19 protein-coding genes and 1 pseudogene are annotated in these 21,731 nt (G+C 47.4%); 14 read left to right on the top strand and 6 right to left on the bottom strand.

Annotated elements, in window-relative coordinates; translation table 11 throughout:
* Nucleotides 1-425: 425 nt before the first annotated feature.
* Nucleotides 426-1,043 carry a restriction endonuclease gene (locus tag J2T14_RS05495; protein ID WP_307468678.1) on the bottom strand — a complete coding sequence of 206 codons (618 nt, stop codon included), beginning with the start codon at nucleotides 1,041-1,043 and terminating at the stop codon, nucleotides 426-428.
* A gap of 247 nt (nucleotides 1,044-1,290) precedes the next feature.
* Here J2T14_RS05495 and J2T14_RS05500 point away from each other — a divergent pair, with 247 nt between their 5' ends.
* From J2T14_RS05500 to J2T14_RS30800, 3 genes are all read left to right on the top strand, one after another.
* Complete coding sequence (locus J2T14_RS05500) at nucleotides 1,291-2,202, top strand: aminoglycoside phosphotransferase family protein (protein ID WP_307468681.1); 912 nt, start codon at nucleotides 1,291-1,293, stop codon at nucleotides 2,200-2,202.
* 337 nt (nucleotides 2,203-2,539) lie between these two features.
* Nucleotides 2,540-2,977 carry a TIM barrel protein gene (locus J2T14_RS05505; protein WP_307470370.1) on the top strand — a complete coding sequence of 146 codons (438 nt, stop codon included), beginning with the start codon at nucleotides 2,540-2,542 and terminating at the stop codon, nucleotides 2,975-2,977.
* Between the two features lie 309 nt (nucleotides 2,978-3,286).
* Nucleotides 3,287-3,697, top strand: a complete 411-nt coding sequence (locus J2T14_RS30800; RefSeq protein WP_373458121.1) for a glycoside hydrolase family 36 N-terminal domain-containing protein — start codon at nucleotides 3,287-3,289, stop codon at nucleotides 3,695-3,697.
* A 367-nt stretch (nucleotides 3,698-4,064) separates the two neighbouring features.
* On the opposite strand, the gene J2T14_RS05510 is transcribed toward J2T14_RS30800, so the two are convergent.
* Nucleotides 4,065-4,904: a helix-turn-helix transcriptional regulator gene (locus J2T14_RS05510; RefSeq protein ID WP_307468684.1), complete on the bottom strand. Its 840-nt coding sequence runs from the start codon at nucleotides 4,902-4,904 to the stop codon at nucleotides 4,065-4,067.
* Between the two features lie 139 nt (nucleotides 4,905-5,043).
* Between J2T14_RS05510 and J2T14_RS05515 the strand changes: the two genes are divergently transcribed.
* The 11 genes and pseudogenes from J2T14_RS05515 to J2T14_RS05565 all read left to right on the top strand — a co-directional run bounded on the left by J2T14_RS05515 (nucleotide 5,044) and on the right by J2T14_RS05565 (nucleotide 17,036).
* Nucleotides 5,044-7,029 carry a beta-galactosidase gene (locus J2T14_RS05515; protein WP_307468686.1) on the top strand — a complete coding sequence of 662 codons (1,986 nt, stop codon included), beginning with the start codon at nucleotides 5,044-5,046 and terminating at the stop codon, nucleotides 7,027-7,029.
* Between the two features lie 447 nt (nucleotides 7,030-7,476).
* Nucleotides 7,477-7,983 carry a sensor histidine kinase gene (locus J2T14_RS05520; RefSeq protein ID WP_307468692.1) on the top strand — a complete coding sequence of 169 codons (507 nt, stop codon included), beginning with the start codon at nucleotides 7,477-7,479 and terminating at the stop codon, nucleotides 7,981-7,983.
* A pseudogene (locus J2T14_RS05525) lies at nucleotides 7,958-8,344 on the top strand (response regulator); the annotation flags it as partial. The gene J2T14_RS05520 and the pseudogene J2T14_RS05525, both read left to right, overlap by 26 nt.
* A gap of 237 nt (nucleotides 8,345-8,581) precedes the next feature.
* Nucleotides 8,582-9,076 carry a helix-turn-helix domain-containing protein gene (locus J2T14_RS05530; RefSeq protein WP_307468698.1) on the top strand — a complete coding sequence of 165 codons (495 nt, stop codon included), beginning with the start codon at nucleotides 8,582-8,584 and terminating at the stop codon, nucleotides 9,074-9,076.
* Between the two features lie 139 nt (nucleotides 9,077-9,215).
* The gene (locus J2T14_RS05535; RefSeq protein WP_307468700.1) at nucleotides 9,216-9,815 is read left to right on the top strand and encodes an extracellular solute-binding protein; all 600 of its coding nucleotides are present in this window, start codon (nucleotides 9,216-9,218) and stop codon (nucleotides 9,813-9,815) included.
* The gene (locus tag J2T14_RS05540) at nucleotides 9,757-10,662 is read left to right on the top strand and encodes a hypothetical protein (RefSeq protein WP_307468702.1); all 906 of its coding nucleotides are present in this window, start codon (nucleotides 9,757-9,759) and stop codon (nucleotides 10,660-10,662) included. Before J2T14_RS05535 ends, J2T14_RS05540 begins: the two co-directional genes overlap by 59 nt.
* 119 nt (nucleotides 10,663-10,781) lie before the next feature.
* Nucleotides 10,782-12,221, top strand: coding sequence for a family 43 glycosylhydrolase (locus J2T14_RS05545; protein WP_307468704.1), 1,440 nt, complete (start codon nucleotides 10,782-10,784; stop codon nucleotides 12,219-12,221).
* A gap of 197 nt (nucleotides 12,222-12,418) precedes the next feature.
* Nucleotides 12,419-13,315 carry a nicotianamine synthase family protein gene (locus J2T14_RS05550; RefSeq protein WP_307468706.1) on the top strand — a complete coding sequence of 299 codons (897 nt, stop codon included), beginning with the start codon at nucleotides 12,419-12,421 and terminating at the stop codon, nucleotides 13,313-13,315.
* Nucleotides 13,305-14,453, top strand: a complete 1,149-nt coding sequence (gene dgoD, locus J2T14_RS05555; protein WP_307468708.1) for a galactonate dehydratase — start codon at nucleotides 13,305-13,307, stop codon at nucleotides 14,451-14,453. Before J2T14_RS05550 ends, dgoD begins: the two co-directional genes overlap by 11 nt.
* Before the next feature lie 282 nt (nucleotides 14,454-14,735).
* Complete coding sequence (locus tag J2T14_RS05560; RefSeq protein ID WP_307468709.1) at nucleotides 14,736-15,530, top strand: helix-turn-helix transcriptional regulator; 795 nt, start codon at nucleotides 14,736-14,738, stop codon at nucleotides 15,528-15,530.
* A gap of 93 nt (nucleotides 15,531-15,623) precedes the next feature.
* Nucleotides 15,624-17,036 (top strand): MFS transporter, encoded by a 1,413-nt coding sequence (locus J2T14_RS05565; RefSeq protein WP_307468712.1) that lies wholly within the window; start codon nucleotides 15,624-15,626, stop codon nucleotides 17,034-17,036.
* A gap of 244 nt (nucleotides 17,037-17,280) precedes the next feature.
* On the opposite strand, the gene J2T14_RS05570 is transcribed toward J2T14_RS05565, so the two are convergent.
* The 4 genes from J2T14_RS05570 to J2T14_RS05585 form a co-directional block, all read right to left on the bottom strand.
* Nucleotides 17,281-18,420: a GerAB/ArcD/ProY family transporter gene (locus J2T14_RS05570; RefSeq protein WP_307468714.1), complete on the bottom strand. Its 1,140-nt coding sequence runs from the start codon at nucleotides 18,418-18,420 to the stop codon at nucleotides 17,281-17,283.
* A complete protein-coding gene (locus J2T14_RS05575) occupies nucleotides 18,417-18,662 on the bottom strand; it encodes a hypothetical protein (RefSeq protein WP_307468717.1) in 246 nt (81 codons plus the stop codon). Before J2T14_RS05575 ends, J2T14_RS05570 begins: the two co-directional genes overlap by 4 nt.
* 76 nt (nucleotides 18,663-18,738) lie before the next feature.
* Entirely contained in the window at nucleotides 18,739-19,893 is a 1,155-nt protein-coding gene (locus J2T14_RS05580; protein WP_307468719.1) for a Ger(x)C family spore germination protein, read from the bottom strand.
* Nucleotides 19,894-19,911: 18 nt separating this feature from the next.
* On the bottom strand, nucleotides 19,912-21,420 hold the full coding sequence (locus tag J2T14_RS05585) for a spore germination protein (RefSeq protein WP_373458122.1): 1,509 nt from the start codon (nucleotides 21,418-21,420) through the stop codon (nucleotides 19,912-19,914).
* Nucleotides 21,421-21,731 lie beyond the last annotated feature (311 nt).

Consider the following 21,731-nt stretch of genomic DNA (forward strand, 5'->3'; position numbering starts at 1 on the left):
TCGACCTTGATAAACACGTTAAACATTTCCACGATGCACAAAAAGCCCGCAATCCTTGAATGATTGGGGGTCGTTTTGTGTCATCAGTCAGCAGCCCGTTACGCTAATGTCAATTATTCCACCGCAGGATATGTTAAATCGTTCAGATTACATCATTGCTGGACAGGAAACGTCAAATAGCCCTCACATTATTACAAGTTGAGGGCTATTTGACGTTTCCCATAATATAATAATTATCCATAGTTATAAAAATTATGCTGCCCGTTAGCTTAATGAAGTGCCAAAAAATAAAAAGAGCTGCCGGCGATTAGCAATAATATAACGCAAATGCGAATATTCTGCGAGAGATTCGAATAATCACGAGTTAACCAATTATGAAGAGATGAGCAAATCCCCGCAGGCATAATCCTCCCTGCGGGATTTCATTATATCGCCTGGATATTCTTACATCCAGGATAGTTCGAACAAGCATAAACCTCGCCCTTAGTGCTTTTCCGCTTAATCATTGTACCACCACACAATCCGCACATATTATCCTTCTTTGGTGATGGAAAGGCTGCTACTTGTGATACAGACCCAGACGACGCAGTAGTAGTGGGTTTCGTTGGAGCATTCATCTTCAACATCATTTCGATGAGCTCCTTACGAGCGATTAGCCGAACGCCATTTGACTTTGCAAGGGTAATTGCTTGGTCAGTGTAATCGCTATTGCTGACAACCCACGCTTCTGATGCTCCGTAATGCGCTTTTCCTGCCTCGACTTGTTGAACTGCTTCAAGTCCGACATTTCCCTTATACCGCTTTGCTTGTACCGCTATCTTTTTCCCTTGTTTGGTAAGGAGATGATCGACACCATAATCACCAGCAGCCTGTGTGACTTCTGCATTGTAGCCCTGAGACCGAAACAAATGGCCGAGGTAATGCTCGAACTTGTGTCCTTCCATCTTATCAACTTCACCAATACCGGATCGTTTTAAGCGTTCACGCCTTTGAAATCCAACCATGATCACAATGGCAATCACAATCGCGAACATTAAAAACATTGCAAAAACCGCTGCGGATAATGATTTTGTTGCTGCGAACGTGCCAAGAAATCCCCCAACAACCACCAATAGCAGCTTGAGCTAACGAGACACGATAGTGGAGCAAGCTGCCGCTGTGCAGATGCTCTTTTTTTCTCTCAACTAACAGGCAGGATAGTTGAGCAATTTCACGAATACTCCTCGAAAGAGTTAGACGAAGTAAAAACTTCAAGAGATGTTTACTTCGCTGAAAGGAGCCATTGAAACCATGATTGTGATCCCTGATACATTTATTGAAAGAATGCGAGAACTCCACGGTGAGCAAGGTGTCGCCTGGACTGGTGCGCTGCCTGGGCTGATTACCGACTTTGCAAGCCGATTCGACTTTAGCCCTGAAGCTCCATTTTCAAATTTATCCTATAATTTTGTCCTCCGCGCAAAGTGCAGCGACGGGAGGCCAGCCGTCTTTAAATCGTCCTTCATGAAGGACGAGCTTTCTATGGAAGTTAGTGTTCTTCGCGCCTTTGAGGGCCGGGGGGCGATTAATGTGCTTGATGTAGACGAAGAGCAGGGCGTGGCCCTGCTGGAGGGGGCCGACCCTGGCATGCCCTTGTCGGAAATTGAAGATGATGCACGTGCGACCGATATCTTTTGCGAAGTATTTCGCCACCTTCACGTTTCGGCACCTCCCAGTAGTCAATACCCGTCCATAAAGCAGCACTTTGCTGCAATCGAGCGATACCGCGAGCGATTCGACTACGCGAACACTGCCGCACCACTTCCTGAGAGCTGGGTGGAAAATGCCGAAGAATGTCTGGCGTATCTCATCACGACAACGAGTGAAAATCTTCTGCTGCATGGTGATCTACATCATGAAAACATCCTTCGTCAAGGCGAAGAGCAATGGGTTGTCATTGATCCCAAAGGCATGATCGGCGACATCCATTTTGATACGATCCAGTATATGCTTAACTACGAGAATCGGGGCGGTGATTGCGAGCAGGTGTTGCGGAGCCGGATTGCGATTATGGCTGATCGCCTCGGTCTGGACCCTCGCCGAATCGCGATGTGGGGCGTGGCTCGAGGCGTTCTTGAAGCCTGCTGGACTATAGAAGACGGAGGAACTGATTGGCACAGAGGGATCCAAATCACGGAGCGCTTCGCCAAATGCCTGGATTAAATTTGGAATTCAAGAGACTATTACCGTTAGCATTCAATGAAGGACTCTATACAAACGATGAAGGAGCTGCCGCGGCAGTTCCGTTTACATCTACACGAAATAAGAAAATTTGTATATATGTACTGATAGGCGTTAAGCTCCCATGGAAGAACGCAATTTCAACAAGTGAGCCAGTTCAATAAAAGCAGAAGAAATGTTAATATTAGAAAAAATCTTTGAGGTGTCTTCCATTGCATCCAATCAATTTACAAGAAGTCCCCCATGAAATAATTCATAATTTAGGTTTCGTTAAAGACATTAAATTTCCAAGGCAAGGTCATACATCTGTGAACGTCAAATCGAAACAGTATTAATCGGGTTGCGATTAGCGGCTCCAATAGCGGAGGAAGCTGGAATTACCCTTCTTCTTGAGCCTCTCAACACGGCAGTCGATCATCCTGGATATCTTTTAACTAGTTCTAGCGAGGCATTCAACCTTATCGAACTAGTCAACAGCGATCATGTGAAAGTGTTGTTCGATATTTATCACCAACAGATCACAGAAGGTAACTTAATCCGTTCTATGCTGGGCAATCTTCAAAGCATTGGCCATTTACATGCTGCGGGTTGCCCAGGGCGCCATGAGTTGCAATTTGGTGAAATCCATTATGCTAACGTCATTCAAGCATTGCGCAGCGCGGGGTATTCGAACTATTTCGGTTTAGAATTCTTTCCTTCCGCTCAACCTTCACAAGGATTGGAGTTCGCCAAGAGTTTGATGAATTCTTGTACCTAGTAATTAGCTCATCTAACCCATCTGTGACGTGGCCGGGGCGCTGTTAGCTGCCCAGCCACGTTTTTCTATTAGATAAGTAGGAGGTAGGTACGGTGTTACAGTACAATGAGGTCAAAGAAAATGTTATTTTTTGACATGTAAGGTCACGGATGAAGGAGATATCCGGTTTTTACATGCAGGTGTACAACCTTTAGATAAAGGCACGATCGACCATAAGCAGGAGATAGGGTTCTATAGGTGCAAGCGACGGGCGATGACCGCGAGGAGTATCACGGACGGACACACCGAGCCACAATGCCTGGTTTGCTTATGCGATTTGAGAAGCAATCAGACATAAGGAATGAAATTGGCCGTAAGCTGACATTCGTATTGAAGGACCCTGTAACGGAACTTAGTGCTAGCTGTCATTATCAGTTTTATGAAGGGACCTCGGTAATTAAATGTTGGACTGTTCTTGATAATGCTGGATCCGAGCCGATCGGAATAGAATACGTTTCTTCCTTTGCGTTAACCGGTTTTGGCAAGGAAGGCCTCCAAGATCGCGACTATACTATGCGGCTTCATATCCCTCACAATTCTTGGCAGAGCGAAGTACAATGGCGTAATTACCGACTCCCGGAGCTTGGACTATCCCATATCAAAGACAGGCAGTCCAAGCGGATCGCAATCAGCAATGCGGGCTCTTGGTCATCTGCGGAATATCCCAATGGGGTTCCTTGAGCTTGAGGAGACAGGAGAAGGACTGTTCTGGCAAATCGAGCATAACGGCTCCTGGCATTGTGAGATATTCTTGGTTTTGGCCGTGTGGCGGTTGCGGTCAGGTGATGGCTGCCTACAGATTCCATTGTCGCACTATAAGGCGTGCGAGCTAGATGTCACTATTGGCTATCCGGAAGCAGGGGACTGCGAGTGGAAGTGGAACGCTGCTTCTGGCGTGCTTTCTGTCTATCTGCAGAAACCAGAATCGGCACGTTTGTTTAGTTTATTGGTGCGAAAATAAAAGTTGCTTAGACTATTCCGGCAACGAACGGACACGTTAAATCCAAACAAGGCCGAGGCACATTGCCCAGCCTTGTTTGGTATGTTGTTAGTTGCTGCCCACGCCCCGCAGTATTCTGAATTGTTCCGGAGTCATCCCCTCTGACTTTCGGAAGCACTGTATGAAATACGTGCTGTTTGAAAAACCGCTGTACTCAGCAATGAGCTTCACAGTCATGTTTGAAGATACTAGTAGGGTTTTGGATTGGAGGATTCGACATTCTGTTAAATACTCAATCGGCGTTTTCCCCATTAAACGGTGGAACTGCCTGCTGAAATGCGAAGAACTACAATTCGCTTTCGATGCCATCTGCTCTAACGTGAGCGGCTCGTGGCAGTGGGAGCGTATCCACTCCGCTACCTCGGTTAGCCTGTCTCGCATCCCTGGTTTAGGAATGCCCTCCATAGCTTCCGCATGCTGGACGAGTAAGGCGACCATCTCATAAGTGATGGCTGATAATCTCGCCGATCCCTCTTGAAACGGAGGCGTGCTGCAGTCTAACAATTCTTTCCACAACTGATCCAGTCGCTGGACATCTTCCCACGAGAAGATCCAAACGTCTCGCTCCCCACGTCCTTGCAGAAGTGAGCCAAGCCCGCGCCCTGTAAAATGAACCCATCTGATATCCCAGGGCTCGATGATATCGGCGTAATATCGTTGCGGAACGCCTGGACCGTAAAGAAATCCAGAGCCGCTTCGTAATTCCACGAATTCCTCTCCGGTCCACACATAACCTTTGCCTGCACGAACAAGATGCCAGTTATAGGTTGTTAATCCGTTAGGTCTATTCTCGTTGTGTTCTGACTCATCTGTATAGTGGCCGAATGATTCCGGATAACAGAGAAAACGTTCGAATCGCGGGTTCGGAACAAAGTGATTGATACGCAACAATGTCACCTCAGATAGCATAATTTTGATATATCGAGCAAAAATGAATGATTTATCACTCTAATTATAAATAATATAATTATTTTGTCGAATTAAATGCAAGCAAAATAATGATATAAGAAAAACGGAGGATCGAAACATGAGAATGGGTGTAGATTACTATCCGGAGCATTGGGACCGCTCGTTGTGGGAGCAAGATGCAAAGCTCATGCAAGAGACAGGCGTCAGCTTGATTCGGGTAGCCGAATTCGCCTGGTCAAGACTTGAACCGACTGAAGGCAGCTACGATTTCACATGGCTTGATGATGCAATTGATACATTTGCAAAACGTGGTATACAAGTGGTCATCGGAACGCCGACCTGCACGCCGCCGAATTGGCTCGTGAATGCGTATCCTGATGTATTGCCACGGGATGAAAAGCTGCATCCACGTTATCCCGGAATTCGAGGACACCGTTGTTATAACAGTCCTTCCATGAGACACTATTCGGCTTTAATCGTAGAAAAGCTTGCGCTTCATTATGCGAATAATCCGGCTGTCATCGGTTGGCAGACTGATAATGAGTTTAGTCTGAATGAGTGCAACTGTGAGCATTGTAATGCGCGGTTCCGTACGTGGCTTCAAGAGAAGTATGATTCAATCGAAGCCATCAATGCGGCGTGGGGTACAGTTGTATGGAGTGGAGAGTACAGCGATTGGTCTCAAATAACAACTCCGCTTGGAGGAATGAACCATAAGAATCCATCTTTTGTGTTGGATTACAAACGATTCGAGACTGATTCTGTAGTTGAATTCCAACAACTGCAATTGAACATTTTGAAGAAACATTTTCCGAATCATTTTGTTACGCATAACATTTGGAGTTATCCGATGGCGCTGGATTATTACAAGCTTTGCGAGAATTTAGACTTCGTTTCGCTTGATTATTATCCGAGCACAAATCCGGAAAAGGCCGAATCGAGCGGATACAGCGGAGCATTGACATTGGATTTGACCCGCGGAATTAAACGGCAGAATTTCTGGATCATGGAGACGATTAGCGGACCTCCGGGATGCTGGATGCCAATGTGGCGAACGCCTCATCCTGGATTTATCCGTGCCTTTGCTTGGCAAAGCATCGCACGCGGTGCGGATACGCTTGTACACTTCCGGTGGCGAAGCGCTCCATCGGGAGCAGAGCAATTCTGGCACGGCCTGATCGATCACAGTAACGTGCCTGGCAGACGATTCGAGGAATACCGCGGGTTGTGTGGTGAAGTTCGGAAGCTTGCTCCGTTGTTGGAAGGAACGGAAGTGCGGGGCGAAGTGGCTATTCTTCATTCGCACGATCAATATAATGCGTTTCAAATTCAATACCAGGTAGATGGTATGGATTATTTCGATAATCTGAAAACGATCCATCGTGCCTTCACTAAACTCGGCATCATGACAGATGTATTGAATGAGACAGATGATCTGAGCGGATATAAGCTAATTGTGGCTCCTTCGCTCTTCCTGCTCAACCCAGAGCTTGCGTCTCGTTTAGAAACTTGTGTCCAGAACGGTGCAACGCTGGTATTGACGCCTCGAACTGGCGTGAAGAACTTGAATAACGTATGTTGGATCCAACCGTTGCCTGGACCGCTCTCTAATGCGGCAGGCGTCACTGTAGCTGAGTATGACCCGATAGGAAGGGATGTACACCATTTCAGCTGGCAGAATAAGACTTACTCCTGCAGCCAATGGTTAGATATCCTAACACCTCAAACTGCTGAGTCGGTGGCATGGTACGAAGACGATTTCTTCGCTGGCAAGACAGCTGCGACCGTCCATAAATTCGGCGAAGGTGAGGTTTACTACTTGGGAACGGTTCCTGAAGAAGCCTTCTATCTGGACTTTATTCAGGATGCAGCAGTGAAGTTGGGCCTTCAGTTTATCTCTGACCTGCCAGAAGGTGTTCAGATTTCGACACGTGTGAAAGGGTCCGCGAGATATTTGTTCCTAATGAACCTTACGCGTAAGGAACAGACCGTGACGCTTGATCAGGTTTACTATAGTCTTCTAAATGAAAGAGAAATCGGCCAAGTACTAACGATGGCTCCATATGCAATCGAAATTGTAGAACTCCCAATGAAAAACACCTAAATATCTTAACTTATTTCATCATTATATTGGTCGCATAATAACATACGAAGCAAGTCCTATTAGCAGATGCCCCTTTTGCCAGAAGGGGTATTTTGCATAGATAGCTTGTATAAGGACGATTACAAGAACACAGATCAATGTCAGATCGTCGTCTAGGTGTACATGGATCACAATATCCCTGTCATGGTTTCCGAAACCGGCACCATAGAGCGTTAAGCCACCAACGTTCTCACTTCGTTCATCGACTGTAAATCGAAGTGTCCAGAACGTTTGATGCAGCCGAATGTCTGCAATGGTAACGTCCGACATCCGTTCTCCGTCCATGAATGTTCCGGTGCTGTTAATAACGATTGTCTTCCACAAGCCGTACTGATTCACGTTTCGATGCCACCATGAAGGTGTATATTTGCCTCGCGCTGCCCTTCGAAGTCAGCGCGGCTTGTCCATGTGCCTAAACTTGGCAAAAGAGGACAAGCCTCGACCATCCGTGAAGAAATCGATTCCATTAAACAGTATCTGACTTTGCAGCAGATTCGGTACGATTTCGCGTTTGACGTAAGAATTCGAGTGGACGACGACGTGCTTGACATCGCTATTCCGCGGTTTATTTTACAGCCGATCCTTGAAAATTCGTTATACCACGGACTTGACGACGAGGGATACATTCAGGTGGAAGTCGTGAATAACGGCGGAAACATCGTAATTTCCGTACACGATAACGGAGCGGGCATTTCGGAAGAGGAGATCGAGAAGCTGTTGAATCAGCAGCAAGTCGAACAGCAAAGGGCCGGTATGGGAATCGGAATGAACTATGTGAAACGCATGATCGAAAATCAGTACGCAGATCAAGCGAGCCTTGAAATTAAAAGCGAACCCGGCAAAGGCACGAGCGTATATTTGAAATTGCCGAATACGGAGGTGACGCAGGATGATAAAAGTATTGATCGTGGATGATGACAACCTGGTAAGAAAAGGACTCATATCGATCCTGCCATGGGGAGAGTACGGTATGGAAGTTGTCGGCGAAGCCAAAAATGGGGAAAAGGCTCTGGAATTTTTGGCCTCGCGGCAAGTGGATTTATTGCTAACCGATCTAGCTATGCCAGTGATGTCGGGCATGGAGTTGATGCGTATCGTGCGAAAACAATACCCCCATATCTTTATCGTCGTGCTTACGCTTCATCAGGATTTTGAATATATTCAAGAATGCTTAAGACTTGGCGCAATCGATTATATAGCCAAAGTCGAAATGGAAAATGAAAACTTCGGTGAAGTCATGAGCCGGGTTAAAGGAAGAATTGCAGAGGAACAATCCAAAACCGCGACCCCGTCGTTCTATGAGGCTCAGCACGATCAAGAAATACATGATGGAATCACGGGTGTACCGTTAGACTCGTCAACAGTCGGCGGGGACAAGCTGTCCGAGATCAAAAGGAACTGATTAGCGCTAGGTTGGGTTCATAGAGAGTCCGAGTTTGAAAAGTTCCTTGATGATCTGAAAGGATTGCGTTTGCCCCCCGCTAAGCTCATATCTTTGTTGCATTCGCAGTGGATGGCTTGGGATCGTATTTATTATTCAGTGACAGAGAAACAAATCGAACTGCCGGATACCTTTCATTCTGGGTTTGAAGTGAAGGAGTGGCTAAGCGGGGTTAGAGAGCTATTAGTTACAGCCACCGGAAAGTCTCCTTATTCCGAGGAGGTCAAAGATTGCATCACCAGAGCGGTAAAGGCGATGCAAGATGAATTATCCAGTTCGGTCCATGCTTCCGAAATGGCCAAGAGAGTGAACATGAGTCGCAGCTATTTCAGTCAGTGCTTCAAGGATCTTGTCGGTATGACCTTTAATGAGTATTTACGCCATATTCGGATTGAAAAAGCAAAAGAGTATTTGCAATATACCCAAAAAACGATTCAGTGGATCGCCGAAAATACGGGATATGCCGATCAGAAATATTTCAGCCGCGTATTTCTTGAAAAAACGGGCATGCTTCCCAGCGAATATCGGCAATCCATACAATCGGAGTTACAAATGTCCGATTCATAGGGGGACAAATGTCCAAACCCGTGTCTTTGTTTCCCCTCATATCTCTACCTATATTGGCAACCGTCTTCAGTCTCGAAGGCGGTTTCTATCATGTTATACTCGGTGCACGGGTAATATCTGCGAAAGAAGGCAAGGTCAAATGAAGATAAGACTTCCGATGATTATCCTAATCGTCATCCTATTCAACGTAAGCGCGTGCAGCAACTCGAATGATTCGAATCAAGGGAAAGATCAACCAACTCATACGACTCCGGATCCATTCGGCAAATACGAGGAACCTGTAACCATTCGGATTGGAACGATTGTGGAAGCCTCCAAATCGCTGCTGGAAGGCGAAACCCTCGTCGACAATCAATATACTCGAAACATTAAAGAAAACCTGAATATAATCGTGGACTATTTCTTTAAAGCTTCGACCGTTAATTACCATCAAAAAGTAAGCTTGGCCATTGCAAGCAACGACTTGCCGGATGCGATGATCGTAGGCCCTGTCGAGTTGAAAGAAATGGTTGAAGCCGACCAATTGGCGGATCTGACGGATGTGTACAATGAGTATGCTTCGCCTGTAATAAAAAGGATCGTGGAAGGCTCGGGAGAAGAAGCGCTGAACAGTGTTACTTTCGATGGCAAAATCATGGCCATTCCCAATATGCAATTAACAGCGGATGGCGTTCGCCGCTATGGTCAAGCGGCAGCGCGTAGGCCTGCCAATTCGCCTCCGGGTTATTCCTTATCTTGAAGGCTTGAAATTCTATTACGACGCCAACCAAATGGGATTGCTTGATCCCGACTCCTTGACGCAAAAATTCGGAGATGTGTCGAGCAAGTTCCAAGACGGACAAATCCTTTTCTCGCACTTCCCTTGGGTAGATAACGTTTACAATACCCCCGAACGTACGGCAGCGGGCAAAGGTCTCGCATTGGTGCCTTTCTCTGAAGAGAAGATAACGTCCTACGGCCAGAGTCCTTATGGCGGGAATCGGATTTGGTCGATTGGTTCGAAAGCGAAGGATCCTGCGCGCGTGATGGAATTTGTGGACTGGCTATTCACTCCGGAAGGTGTTATGGAGTCGAACTATGGTCCGAAAGGATTGGCATGGGATATTGACGAGAACGGAAAGCCATATGTAACGGAGTACGGCTGGAAGGCATTGCCTGCCAATGCGGAGCCGGTACCGGCGGAATACGGCGGCGGTACGTTCAAAGATGGAATAAATCAGATTAATAATACGACATTGAAGCTTACGAATATACACCCGGAGACCGGAGAGCCATACGACTACAACATTTGGAATTCTACGTTAAATCACGATCCGGATCCGGTTACCAAGAGCTGGCGCGAAGCGATGGGCGTTATGACGGCGAAGGAGTATTTCGTGAAGAACGAAATGATCGAAGTATCGAAACCGTTCTTTACGACCGAAACCCCGGCTACGATGCCTGCCCAAATGCAACAAAAGATCAGCGGGATCGGCAAGATTACCAAGGAATACTCATGGAAAATGATTTATGCGAAGAACGAAATGGAGTACAATCAGTTAAGCGAAAGGGCTCGGCTACGACGAAGTTGTACAATACGAAGTTGATCTGGCAACGAAGACCGTATTCCCTCATCGTTAAGCTATTATTGTTAGTGAGTTCCCGTATCAGCTTAGCTGATGCGGGAATTTGCTCGTACTAGAGAATGAAAGGAAGGTTTTGAGACATGCATGGAGTTGTGCAAGCTAAAGGAGATCAAGGAAACGGCACCTATATCAATCCGATTCTGGCAGGGGACTACGCCGATCCTACGGTAGTCAGGGTCGGTAACGATTATTACATGACGCATTCCTGCTTTGAATTCGCTCCGGGTTTTCTCATCTGGCATTCAACCGATCTGGTTAATTGGGAACCCATCGCGAAAGCATTAACGGAATATGCCGGGAATGTCTGGGCGCCCGACCTGGCTTATTATAAGGGCCGATTTTATATTTACGCCCCGATCGATGAAGAAATCATGGTGCTAACGGCTTCCGAGCCTGCTGGACCGTGGAGCTCTCCAACCAAATTGGGAATTCGCGGGATCGATCCTGGACATGTCGCCGATGATAATGGTAACCGGTACTTGTTTTATGGGTCCGGTCACGTGGCAGAATTAACGCCGGACGGGCTATCGGTTATAGGCGCTCCCCGCAAGGTTTACGAGGGCTGGCGTTTTCCGGATGAATGGGTTGTAGAAGGCAGGTTCTTGGAGTCGCCAAAACTTACATACGTCAACGGATATTTCTATCTGACCGTGGCGCAAGGAGGGTCTTCCGGACCTGCGACAAGCCATATGGTGGCTTCGGCCAGATCCAAGCATCCTTTCGGACCTTACGAGGATTCTCCTTATAATCCGATCGTCCGAACGCAAAGCCGCAATGAAAAATGGCTATCGAAAGGTCATGGATCGATCGTCGATACCCCCGAAGGCGAATGGTGGATCGTCTACCACGCCTATGAGAAGGGATATTATACGCTCGGGAGACAGACGCTGCTGGAACCGCTGGAATGGACCGAAGACGGCTGGTTTCGCATTCCGGAAGGCGTAAGAGCGGATCAACCGATTCCAAAGCCGAGCGGCCAAGCCTTGAATCGTTCCGTGAGTTTCCGGGAAATTCAAACGGAAACGGGCGAGTTGGGGTATGCCTGGAGCTGGTATAAACCAAAAAGAACAAATGAGCACGAACAAGCTATCGCGATAAGTCCCGGATCGATGAGTGCTCCGCTCGTCTTCATGCCGGAAGACCACAATTATGAAGCGCAAGTGGAAATCGAGATTTCTGGTGAATCTTCAGGACGGTTTCTATTATTTTATAACGATAAGACTTACAGCGGTCTCGAACTATCGAACGACGGCCTTCACGGGGTCATTCGCGGATGGAGGACACCTGCAAAACCATTCCCTTCTCGACATTTAGTTGCGCGGCTTGTTTATAGGGACCATGAAGCTGTTTTCTATTACAGCCATAACGGTACGGAGTGGACAAAATTCGAACATTCCTTTGAAACCTCAGGTTGGCATCACAATGCGCTTGGCGGCTTTCTTGCTTTGCGCTTGGCGCTTTGGGCTCAAGGCCCCGGGAATGTTACATTCAAAAATTTTGAATATCGTGCACTGACTTGAACGTTTTGCTGAGAAAACGATGTTGATTGCAGGGAGCGCTGCCTAACCATAGGCGGCGCTTTTTCCGATGTTAGGACGTTATTCGTTTACGATCGATCGGGCGGTACGACTCGTCCCCTTATTCTTCTATATCCTTTGCTTATTGAATATATTTCGTTATAGGTATTCGGATGCAGATTGAAGGAGGAAGCCGGTAAATGAACGTTCATTCCAACGGTTCTATTATACATACGGGCAACGAGACAAGAATGCAAAGGGTTGACGGCTTTATCGCTTTTTTTCGCGAGGCAAATGAGCTTCTTCAGCAGGAATTGGATCTGTCTCCTGCCAATCAATTGGTTACGAACATCATTAGCCGCCTTTCGCTTCAGTTACGATCCCCCTATTTACCGGAGGAAGTACAAGCCGTGCTTAGCAATGATTATGTTCGATTGAACCGACGGAAATTGCAGGATAAGCTTTCAGAAGCCGAATTTCTAGTAGAGTTGAGCGATTCGCGCGACATTTCCAAATGGGAGGGCTCCGTCTTGGACATCGTGACAAGGCTGCCTAATTGGAACGTTTACATGGCCTTGGTCAGTCGGGAGCTATCCGTTCTTCGTGAGTACATGCGACGGGATCATCGGTCAGAGAAGTCGCCGATTGTGTTTGTCGGCAGCGGGCCGATGCCGCTTAGTCCTATTATTTTGCACCTATTCGGTGATGCGGAGGTTATCTGCCTGGAAATGGATTCTGTGGCCTATGATGCATCATGCTCTTTATTCGAGCACTTGGGCTTAGGGAATAAAGTGACTGTCGTCATGCAGAATGGATCAGAGTTCGATTATAGCTCTTATAGCAGGATCTTTGTGGCTAGTCTCGTGAGAAATAAGCGGGCGGTGCTCGAACAAATCAGCCGGACCTCCAGGGATCCTTTAGTCGCTGTGCGCACAGCGGAGGGGATACGGCAAATCATGTACGAAGCGATCGATGAATCCCAATTGAACAAGCAGGGATGGCGCATTGTTGATCGAACTTATCCTGTACAGAATCTTGTCATCAATTCGACTTTGTTTCTAGAACGCGCGACTAGGAGTGGTTGGGATGAAGATTAAGAGCTATGAGATGTTTCAGGTTCCGCCGCGATGGTTGTTCCTCAAAATCGAAACGGATGAGGGAATAACGGGCTGGGGCGAGCCGATTGTCGAAGGACGGGCTTCTACGGTAAAGGCATGCGTTCATGAGCTGATGGAATATTTGATCGGCAAAGATCCGCTCCGTATTGAAGACCACTGGAACCTGTTATACCGTTCCGGGTTTTATCGCGGCGGGCCGATTCTAATGAGCGCGATTGCGGGCATTGATCAAGCCTTGTGGGACATCAAAGGGAAATTTTTTAATGCACCGGTCTATCAACTAATAGGCGGCGCTTGCAGAGACTCCATTCAAATCTATTCGTGGGTTGGCGGGGACAGGCCGTCCGAAGTGGCTCAAGAGGCGAAGAAGGTTATGGAACAAGGCTTCACGGCGATCAAAATGAACGGGACCGAAGAACTCCAATACATTGACTCGTTTTCGAAAATTGACCAGACGGTCGCCAGACTTGCGGCCATTCGAGAAAAATGCGGCAATGAGCTGGCGATTGGCGTCGATTTTCATGGCCGCGTTCACAAGCCGATGGCCAAAGCGTTGGCAAAGGAGCTTGAGCCATTTCGTCTCATGTTCATCGAAGAGCCGGTGCTGCCGGAAAATAACGAAGCGCTTCGGGAAATCGCGAAGCATACGTCCACGCCTATCGCAACCGGCGAACGAATGTATTCGCGCTGGGACTTCAAAGGACTGCTTGCTGACGGCTACGTCGATATTATCCAGCCGGATTTGTCGCATGCAGGCGGTATAACCGAGTGTAAAAAAATCGCCGCCATGGCGGAGGCTTACGATGTTGCTCTTGCACCGCATTGCCCTTTAGGACCGATAGCGCTTGCCGCTTGTTTGCAGCTTGATGCGACCGCGCATAACGCGTTCATTCAAGAGCAAAGCTTGGGCATTCACTATAACGAAACGAATGATCTGCTGGACTATTTGACCGATCCCTCCGTATTTGCTTATAAGGATGGATTCGTTCAAATTCCTCAAGGCCCAGGGCTGGGGATCGAAATCAACGAGGAGTACGTGCGCAAAATGGCCGAGAGCGGCCACAATTGGCGGAACCCGGTTTGGCGTCATAAGGATGGCAGCATTGCTGAATGGTAATGGTAAATATTTCTGTGTCCCGCAGATAGCTGCGGGTCTTTTATTTGCGCAGGAACCGCTCCCGTTGCTATGCTCGGTTTCTGTCCATCGCGACGGACTAGAGAAATCGACCCTATAGTATCTTGACTTGATTTACAAGTTATATTTCCGTATTTCACCCTTAAATACGGGTATTGAAAATTATGAAATATGTGGTAAAATAAATGCGAACTAATGTTCTGCGTCGAATAAGAAACCATTGATTTCATATTCTATATTCCGTTGAAGAGGAGTGTGGGCAAGGTGACCGACCGGTATTCGGAAATTGACGGGGTGATCGCTTACATTCATCGGCATATCGACGAACCGCATTTGCTTTCCGGTCTTGCCGGTTATGCCGGTTATAGCCCGTTTCATTTCGCGCGGATTTTCAAGGAAAGGATCGGTCTATCACCCCTGTACTATGTATCCTCTCTCCGGTTGCAGAAGGCGAAAGAATTGCTGCTCCGAACGAATTTAAGCATTCGCGATATCGGGCTAGAGATCGGACAGCAGAGCCTGGGGACGTTTACCTCCAGGTTCACCGAACGGGTGGGCATGACGCCGTCTCAATTCCGGAATTCAACGATGCAGGCGGATAACCATATGCGCTCCTTGCAAATGCTGGATAACTGGCAGACGCAGCGCGCGATCTTAACGGATCACGCTGTCGTGAGAGGGACTGTTCTTGCGGAGGCTCCTTTCGAGGGCGTCATTCTGCTTGGCTTGTTCGCCAGACCGATCCCGGAAGGTCTTCCGCTATATGGCACCTTGCTATCCGCGTTGGGGGATTTTTACTTTACGGACGTCAAGCCGGGCACCTACTATCTCATGGCGACATCCTTGTCATGGGGGATGCAGGCGGTGGATGTTCTTCTCCCTTACAACACGCTGCGGACACGGTCGAAAGAGCCCATAGTTGTAAAGCCTTATGCAGCGGTTCCGCATCAGCAGGTTACGTTATATCCGCCCCGGCTGGACGACCCACCGATTCTGATTTCCTTGCCGCTTCTCATGAACAACTTTCTAGGCAAACTGCTGCAATCCAGCAATCGGTAAGAAATCAATGCAGGCGTTACGTGCTAGAATGGTTACTGTTATCGCGATGTGAGAGCTGGCCATTCGCGCGAAAAGGAAGGGGAAGCGTAAATCATGCATATTGCACAAAGCGCGGACAAACCTGTGCAGGATTTTGCCGACATCAGGAAAAGCGTTCCGTGGATCTATTTTGTCATTTTTTTTGCCGTCTTGAATGAATCCGTATTTAACGTATCAACCCCCAGCATAGCTAAGCAGTTCGACCTGGATGCATCCGGCGTCAGCTGGGTAGTCACGATCTTCTTTATCGTTTTTGGTATGGGTATGGTCATTTTTGGGAAGCTTTCCGATATGTACAGCGTCAAGAAACTGATTACGATCGGAATTGTCCTCTATAGCTTCGGTTCTATATTGGGCTTTGTCGGCCAGTCTTGGTATCCGGCCGTTATTGTATCGAGGGGAATTCAAGGAGCAGGCGGAGCGGCCATTCCGGCATTGGTTTTTGTTATGGTAGCCCGGTTTTTCACAGCTGAAGAACGCGGTAAGTTGTTTGGCATAATCACTTCGACAGCTTCGTTCGCGGTTGGGATCGGTCCGGTGCTCGGCGGTTACATTGCGGCATCTTTTCATTGGGCGTATCTGTTTCTCATACCGCTTCCAGTTCTTGCGGCCATTCCTTTCTTTCGAAAATTTTTACCGTCCGAGCAGCGCGGAGCGGGTAGACTGGATTTGATCGGAGCCGCGCTCCTCGGTATTGCCGTGTCGACTCTAATTTTGTTCACGACAGAAGCTAACTGGCTTTATTTGCTCGCAACCTGTGTCGCGCTTGTCCTGTTCATCATTCAGATACGGAGAGCTAAAGAGCCCTTCGTTGACCCGTCCCTGTTCAGCAACGGGCTGTACCGGAGCGCTCTCATCATCGGCTTCTTCATATTCGGTACCGTTATGTCCATGATGTTCGTCATTCCACTCATGTTAAGCAACACTTACGGATTGGACACAAAGAACATCGGGCTCATTATGTTTCCGGGAGCCATAAGCGCGGTCATATTCGGAAGGGTCGCCGGCAATATGACGGTCAAGAGGGGGAGCCATTTCGTCGTATACATGGGGCTAGCTCTCATTTCGGTAAGCCTGCTGCTGCAATCCTCGTCCATCGGGCTTTGGGTATGGTACATCGGAGCTGCCCTTATGATGATGTATATCGGGTTTTCTTTCGTGCAGACGGCATTGGCGGAGAGCGTAACGCAGATCCTCCCCAATCATCAAATCGGTGTCGGTATGGGCCTTTTTAATATGATATCGACGATATCAGGGGCTGTTGTGACGGCATTGGTCGCCAAAGCGATGGAGCAGGAGCTGTTCGCTTTTCCGTTGCATCCTTTTATTTCGGATTCAAAAGCTTACATGTACGGAAATCTCATACTCCTGTTAAGCTTAGTTGTCGTAGCCAGCGCGCTCTTGTATTACATTTCCTTTGGCAAGAAAGCAAAGACGCCGAATCCGATTACAGAGCAGCTTGGATAGGCGCTATATCCGACATGTCCGTACTTTTAAGGCAGCCCTATACATTATCGATTCGGTCAGCGCCTGCAGCGTAAATACCGAGTACATTACAAGCCGGGCCTGATGGGCATGCCGGTTCTCGAAGCCGTTCATAAGTAAACAAGCCGGAGGCGATGCATCCGGCTTTTATTTTTTTTTATCAAAAATTCCCTAGGCGCGTCTTTCTTTTTCAATATATGTAACCACATTACACGATCGCTCCATTTCATGCTCCTCCTTCAGAGCCATCTCCTACAGGTTCTTCCCTTGGATCTGCCAGAAGATCTTTTAAGAAGGCGACCGCAGCGACGATAAGAAGGGGAAGCACATAAACCGCTGCAACCCAGAGCGGATGTACCACAAGAACCATCTCCTCCCATTCGTGCAGTGTTGCCGGTAACGTTAGCGACAATAATAGAGCAGTTACACAAAGCGGATTCGTCAGTAAACGATCGTTGCGCAACCCGAACAGTTCCGTTAAGATCAATTGAACAATATACAGCGTTATCGTCGCCTTCATAAGAGAACCCGCGAGCATGGCCATGCCCACAACGGCTTCGATCCTTTCGATAATGTCGCCGACTTCGACCATTTGTGCGAGCACAAAAACGGAGAACCTTTTTTCCGAAGCCATCGGACCGAGTTCCATAATCGTACAAAGGGTTGAAATGATTAAAACAGCGCCGTTGATCACCATCGCCCAGACCATGGCCTTTTTGAGAGGTTTTGATTGTTTAGCCCGTGCGAAAGGCAGCACCATAGCGAACAGAACCACTTCTCCATAAGGAAATCCGAACGTCAAATAGGATCCGAGCAGCATTGGCTTGATGCCTTCAGGAAAAACCGGACGTAAAAACTCCGGATGATATTGAGGAATCAACAGGATCAATACTAAAGCCCAAAATATTATGACGACTACGACTAGAATGCTAAACAAGCGAGCCATCGATTCTATACCTCCGCGCAGAAATAATGCAGCAAGAAGGTAAAGCATCCCGATGAACACGTAATCCGGCGTTTCCGGCAGCATCATACTGGTTATAAAACCGGCAACGTCAATAATAATTCCGGATGCCATATGCAGCGCCATGGTCAACATGAAACAAGCAAGGATCACGGTGGGCCAACGTCCGATCGTCTTTCTGCTGTATCCGATAAAGGTTAACCCGGGATTCAGGCGATGCAAATAAAACATGATATTCAGCAACACGATGCCGATGCCGAGCGAAATCAAAATCGACAACCATGCCGCGTTCAATGACATTGTAACAAGCGGCCCGGGGATGACAATCAAGGCCGAACCGGTTATATAAGCAAAATACAACGTCGCCATTTGCGTGATGCTAATTGTTTCCTGATCCTTCATGTTGGTTGGACTCTCAGAAATTCGACGATCATCCTCGCCGGTTTGGTGAAAAGAAGATCGGCAAACATATGTAAATCAGGCAATTCGGCTTTAAGGAGATAATCGGTGCTAAAATACAACGTAATGACCATGATCCCCCAATAGATGATCCTTCCGCGCACCGGGGAATTCCGCAATTTAAGAATATCGGTTGAAAGCGCAAGGATGTACACAATCAGCAGAACAATTATTTTTTCCTGCATGTTGTCCCTCCTCAATGGTTGCTGTGAATTTTCTACGAAATACCCCAGCATGAACAGAAACTTTATTTCGGATGCACTACTTGTCGGATAACGGTTTTCCTACAATGCTCAACGTATTGCGAATGTCGAAGTCGACCTTAACTTCAAACTTAGCTGTGGAGTAGCGTTTATCCCAATTCTTTTTCCATATTTTCCACAATTTTGGGTTGTTTCGGTGAATTTGATTGCCTAGTCCGATTAAATCGATCCTTTTCTTTTGTGTGAACCGAATTGTATCCATAAGCCGTTCTTCCACCAGTTTCTGCGCTTTTTTCTGGAATTCCACTTGGTCCTCGCGTTTTTCGAACTTCGTGCATTTTAACTCGCCAATATTTCCCGAAATATTAACGCCTACTTTCACTTTAAGTGGATCCGTTTTCAGAATCGGTTTTAATTTCGTATTAACCTTAAGAATCTCGACCGATTCAGTTAAGTTTTTCTTATCTTTGCGTACGTACCCGCAGGGGATTTGCAAGACCCCTGATTTAAATTGGTCTGAGAGTATAAGGACGTTTTCGGTTTGTTTACCCCTTAAAGTTCCGATCATTTTCCCTTTATAAACCATCGCCATGCCGGCTAGCATCACTACGTCCTTCTTTATGGATGCTACCGGGAGGGCAATATTGGGAACCTGGCTTTTGAGGGCTTGAGATAACTCGAGCAGGTTAACGTCGGGCACTTTGCCTGTTCCCACGTTTCCAATTTCCTGCATCCGGTTTAGCTGTTGAGTGACCGTTTGTTCGATAAGTGGCTTAATCTTCAGAAACTCACTTGCATCTCCTTCGGAGATCAATACCTTCGTATTTAAGCGCGACTCATGATCCCGGTAAAAAAATTCAAGAAGAGAGATAAGGTCTTCCCGTTTGGCTGTTTTTTCATTGATAATGATGACACGCATATGGCTAAATTGGGCCTTTCGCCCGAGTTGAAGCGTAATATCGCGGACGGCATCGAATATCGATTCGCTCTTGGTTTCAATATTGAAAAAGGTTGTTTCTTGTTTGCCACCTTGACCGCCGGCCTTTTGTCCCGGCTTGTACAGCTGGACGCTAAACTTGATTGTACCCGGCTTGATTTGATCAATCGCGACTCCCATGATAAACCCTTTTTCAGTCAATTCAACTCTGTTCCAGCATCCGGTTTGCGTTATAGAAATAAGCAGAAGAACGAGAATCAGTTGAAGACATTTCATCAAGTTATCATTCTTTCTTCATTCGGAATTTTGTGGCGTCGGTCTGGAACTTTGTTTCCGGCGCGGAGAGCGGTCCGTGAATATGAGTGGTGCGCGAACGAAGACATCCAACAGCTGGCGCGGCCGGAGCGGCTGAATCGGTCCTAAATACGGCTGGCCTAACGAACGTAATGTCGTCATATGCCATAATATCGCCAAAAGTCCGAATACCAATCCGAACCCTCCCATTGCGGCTGATAGCGCCATTAACGGAAACCTAAGGATGCGCAGGGCGATCGCCATGTTGTAATTAGGGATGGAGAAAGAAGCGATTCCCGTCAACGATACGATAATGACCATAATCGGCGAAGTTAGTCCCGCATTGATGGCCGCTTCTCCGATGACGAGAGCGCCGACAATGCTTACGGCTGAGCCTACGGGACGGGGGAGTCGAATCCCGGCTTCCCGAAGCAGTTCGAAGAAAAAATCCATGATAAGCGCTTCGACAAATGCCGGAAACGGAATACCTTCACGCGAATCCAAAATAGTAAGCAATAAAACCGTAGGGACCAATTCGGAATGAAAGGTTGTCAAGGCTATGTAGATGCTAGGGAGCGTCAAAGCCAGGAAAAAGGCGACGATGCGCAGCCACCGGACCAACGTCGAATATACCGTTCGCTGATAATAATCTTCGCTCGAATGCAGAAGCTCCACAAACAGCCCCGGACAAATCAAGATTGATCCGGTCCCCTGTACCATAACCAAAATTTTTCCATCAAGCAGTGCGGCAACCGCAACGTCCGGACGCTCAGTGAAACGGAATTGGGGGAACGGGGAATACATCGAGTCTTGGATTAACTCCTCGACATAAGATGTCTCCAAAACTTCCATATCTTGAACCTTGACAATGCGTCGTTTAAACTCTGCCAGCAGCTCCTGATCAACACTGCCTTCCAGATAACCATATACAATCTCCGTTCGAGTCTCGCCGCCGCCGTTCGTTATTTCCAGTTTGAAATTCGTGCTTTTTAATCGGTGACGAAGCAGACCGATGTTTTTTTTAATATTCTCTACCGTGCTCTCTCTTGGACCTTGAACAACGATTTCATTTATAGGCTCGGTGATCTGTCTCGTTTCCACGCCGGTTGCTTCGAATATAAGCACCTTATCCCAACCGTCGTAGAATATGACCACAAATCCATCTAAAACCTTATTCACAGCCGTTTCAAAATCATACACTAGCCTCGCCGACTCGGCTGAAACACCCTTGTCTTCGAAATGCTGAATGACGCTCTCCGTTGTCACTTCCGTCCCCGGTCCGACTTCATGCATGACCAGATCTTGAAGAACCGATTTCATATAATTGATTTTCTTTCTCTGAATGATCGTGTCGAAATAAATCGATAACGCTTGTCCCGACATATTCGGACCGAACTTCCAGGGTAGATACGTTACATCGGCACAATTGCGGAAAACCTCTTCCAAACGAAGTCGGTTATCTTCGAGCTTTATCGATATGGGCGTCTTGGACTTAGCACCTTCGCCGATAGTCCCATCAGCAATCGTCCCAGGAGTGGTTTGAGTCGCTCCCTGGTTGCCGCTTACACCTGAAGACGTAGAGTTATTTGTCAAATTAACACCTCCTGTTCGCTATTATTGGCAAGATTAGTATAATTTATTAATGATTCATAATAGATGGAACCGCTCGTACCTAAAGCTGCTTGCATGCACAACTGCAAGGCAGAGAAGGACTTCGGCATATCATTTATTTAAAGAATGTAGCTGCGGAAGATGACTTCGCAGCTCCAAGGAAATCGAACGCGACTGTACGCCTCCAAGCGGTTCGTGAAATCGCCGTA

The sequence above is a fragment of the Paenibacillus harenae genome, assembly GCF_030812415.1.
GTDB classification, from domain to species: domain Bacteria; phylum Bacillota; class Bacilli; order Paenibacillales; family Paenibacillaceae; genus Pristimantibacillus; species Pristimantibacillus harenae_A.

Excerpts from the sequence above, each read along its gene's own strand:
- J2T14_RS05550 (WP_307468706.1), top strand. The coding sequence starts at position 12,419 with ATGAACGTTCATTCCAACGGTTCTATTATACATACGGGCAACGAGACA.
- J2T14_RS05495 (WP_307468678.1), bottom strand. The coding sequence starts at position 1,043 with ATGTTTTTAATGTTCGCGATTGTGATTGCCATTGTGATCATGGTTGGA.
- J2T14_RS05515 (WP_307468686.1), top strand. The coding sequence starts at position 5,044 with ATGAGAATGGGTGTAGATTACTATCCGGAGCATTGGGACCGCTCGTTG.
- J2T14_RS30800 (WP_373458121.1), top strand. The coding sequence starts at position 3,287 with ATGCGATTTGAGAAGCAATCAGACATAAGGAATGAAATTGGCCGTAAG.
- J2T14_RS05530 (WP_307468698.1), top strand. The coding sequence starts at position 8,582 with ATGGCTTGGGATCGTATTTATTATTCAGTGACAGAGAAACAAATCGAA.
- J2T14_RS05535 (WP_307468700.1), top strand. The coding sequence starts at position 9,216 with ATGAAGATAAGACTTCCGATGATTATCCTAATCGTCATCCTATTCAAC.
- J2T14_RS05545 (WP_307468704.1), top strand. The coding sequence starts at position 10,782 with ATGCATGGAGTTGTGCAAGCTAAAGGAGATCAAGGAAACGGCACCTAT.
- J2T14_RS05500 (WP_307468681.1), top strand. The coding sequence starts at position 1,291 with ATGATTGTGATCCCTGATACATTTATTGAAAGAATGCGAGAACTCCAC.
- J2T14_RS05575 (WP_307468717.1), bottom strand. The coding sequence starts at position 18,662 with ATGCAGGAAAAAATAATTGTTCTGCTGATTGTGTACATCCTTGCGCTT.
- J2T14_RS05570 (WP_307468714.1), bottom strand. The coding sequence starts at position 18,420 with ATGAAGGATCAGGAAACAATTAGCATCACGCAAATGGCGACGTTGTAT.
- J2T14_RS05565 (WP_307468712.1), top strand. The coding sequence starts at position 15,624 with ATGCATATTGCACAAAGCGCGGACAAACCTGTGCAGGATTTTGCCGAC.
- J2T14_RS05540 (WP_307468702.1), top strand. The coding sequence starts at position 9,757 with ATGGTCAAGCGGCAGCGCGTAGGCCTGCCAATTCGCCTCCGGGTTATT.
- J2T14_RS05580 (WP_307468719.1), bottom strand. The coding sequence starts at position 19,893 with ATGAAATGTCTTCAACTGATTCTCGTTCTTCTGCTTATTTCTATAACG.
- dgoD (WP_307468708.1), top strand. The coding sequence starts at position 13,305 with ATGAAGATTAAGAGCTATGAGATGTTTCAGGTTCCGCCGCGATGGTTG.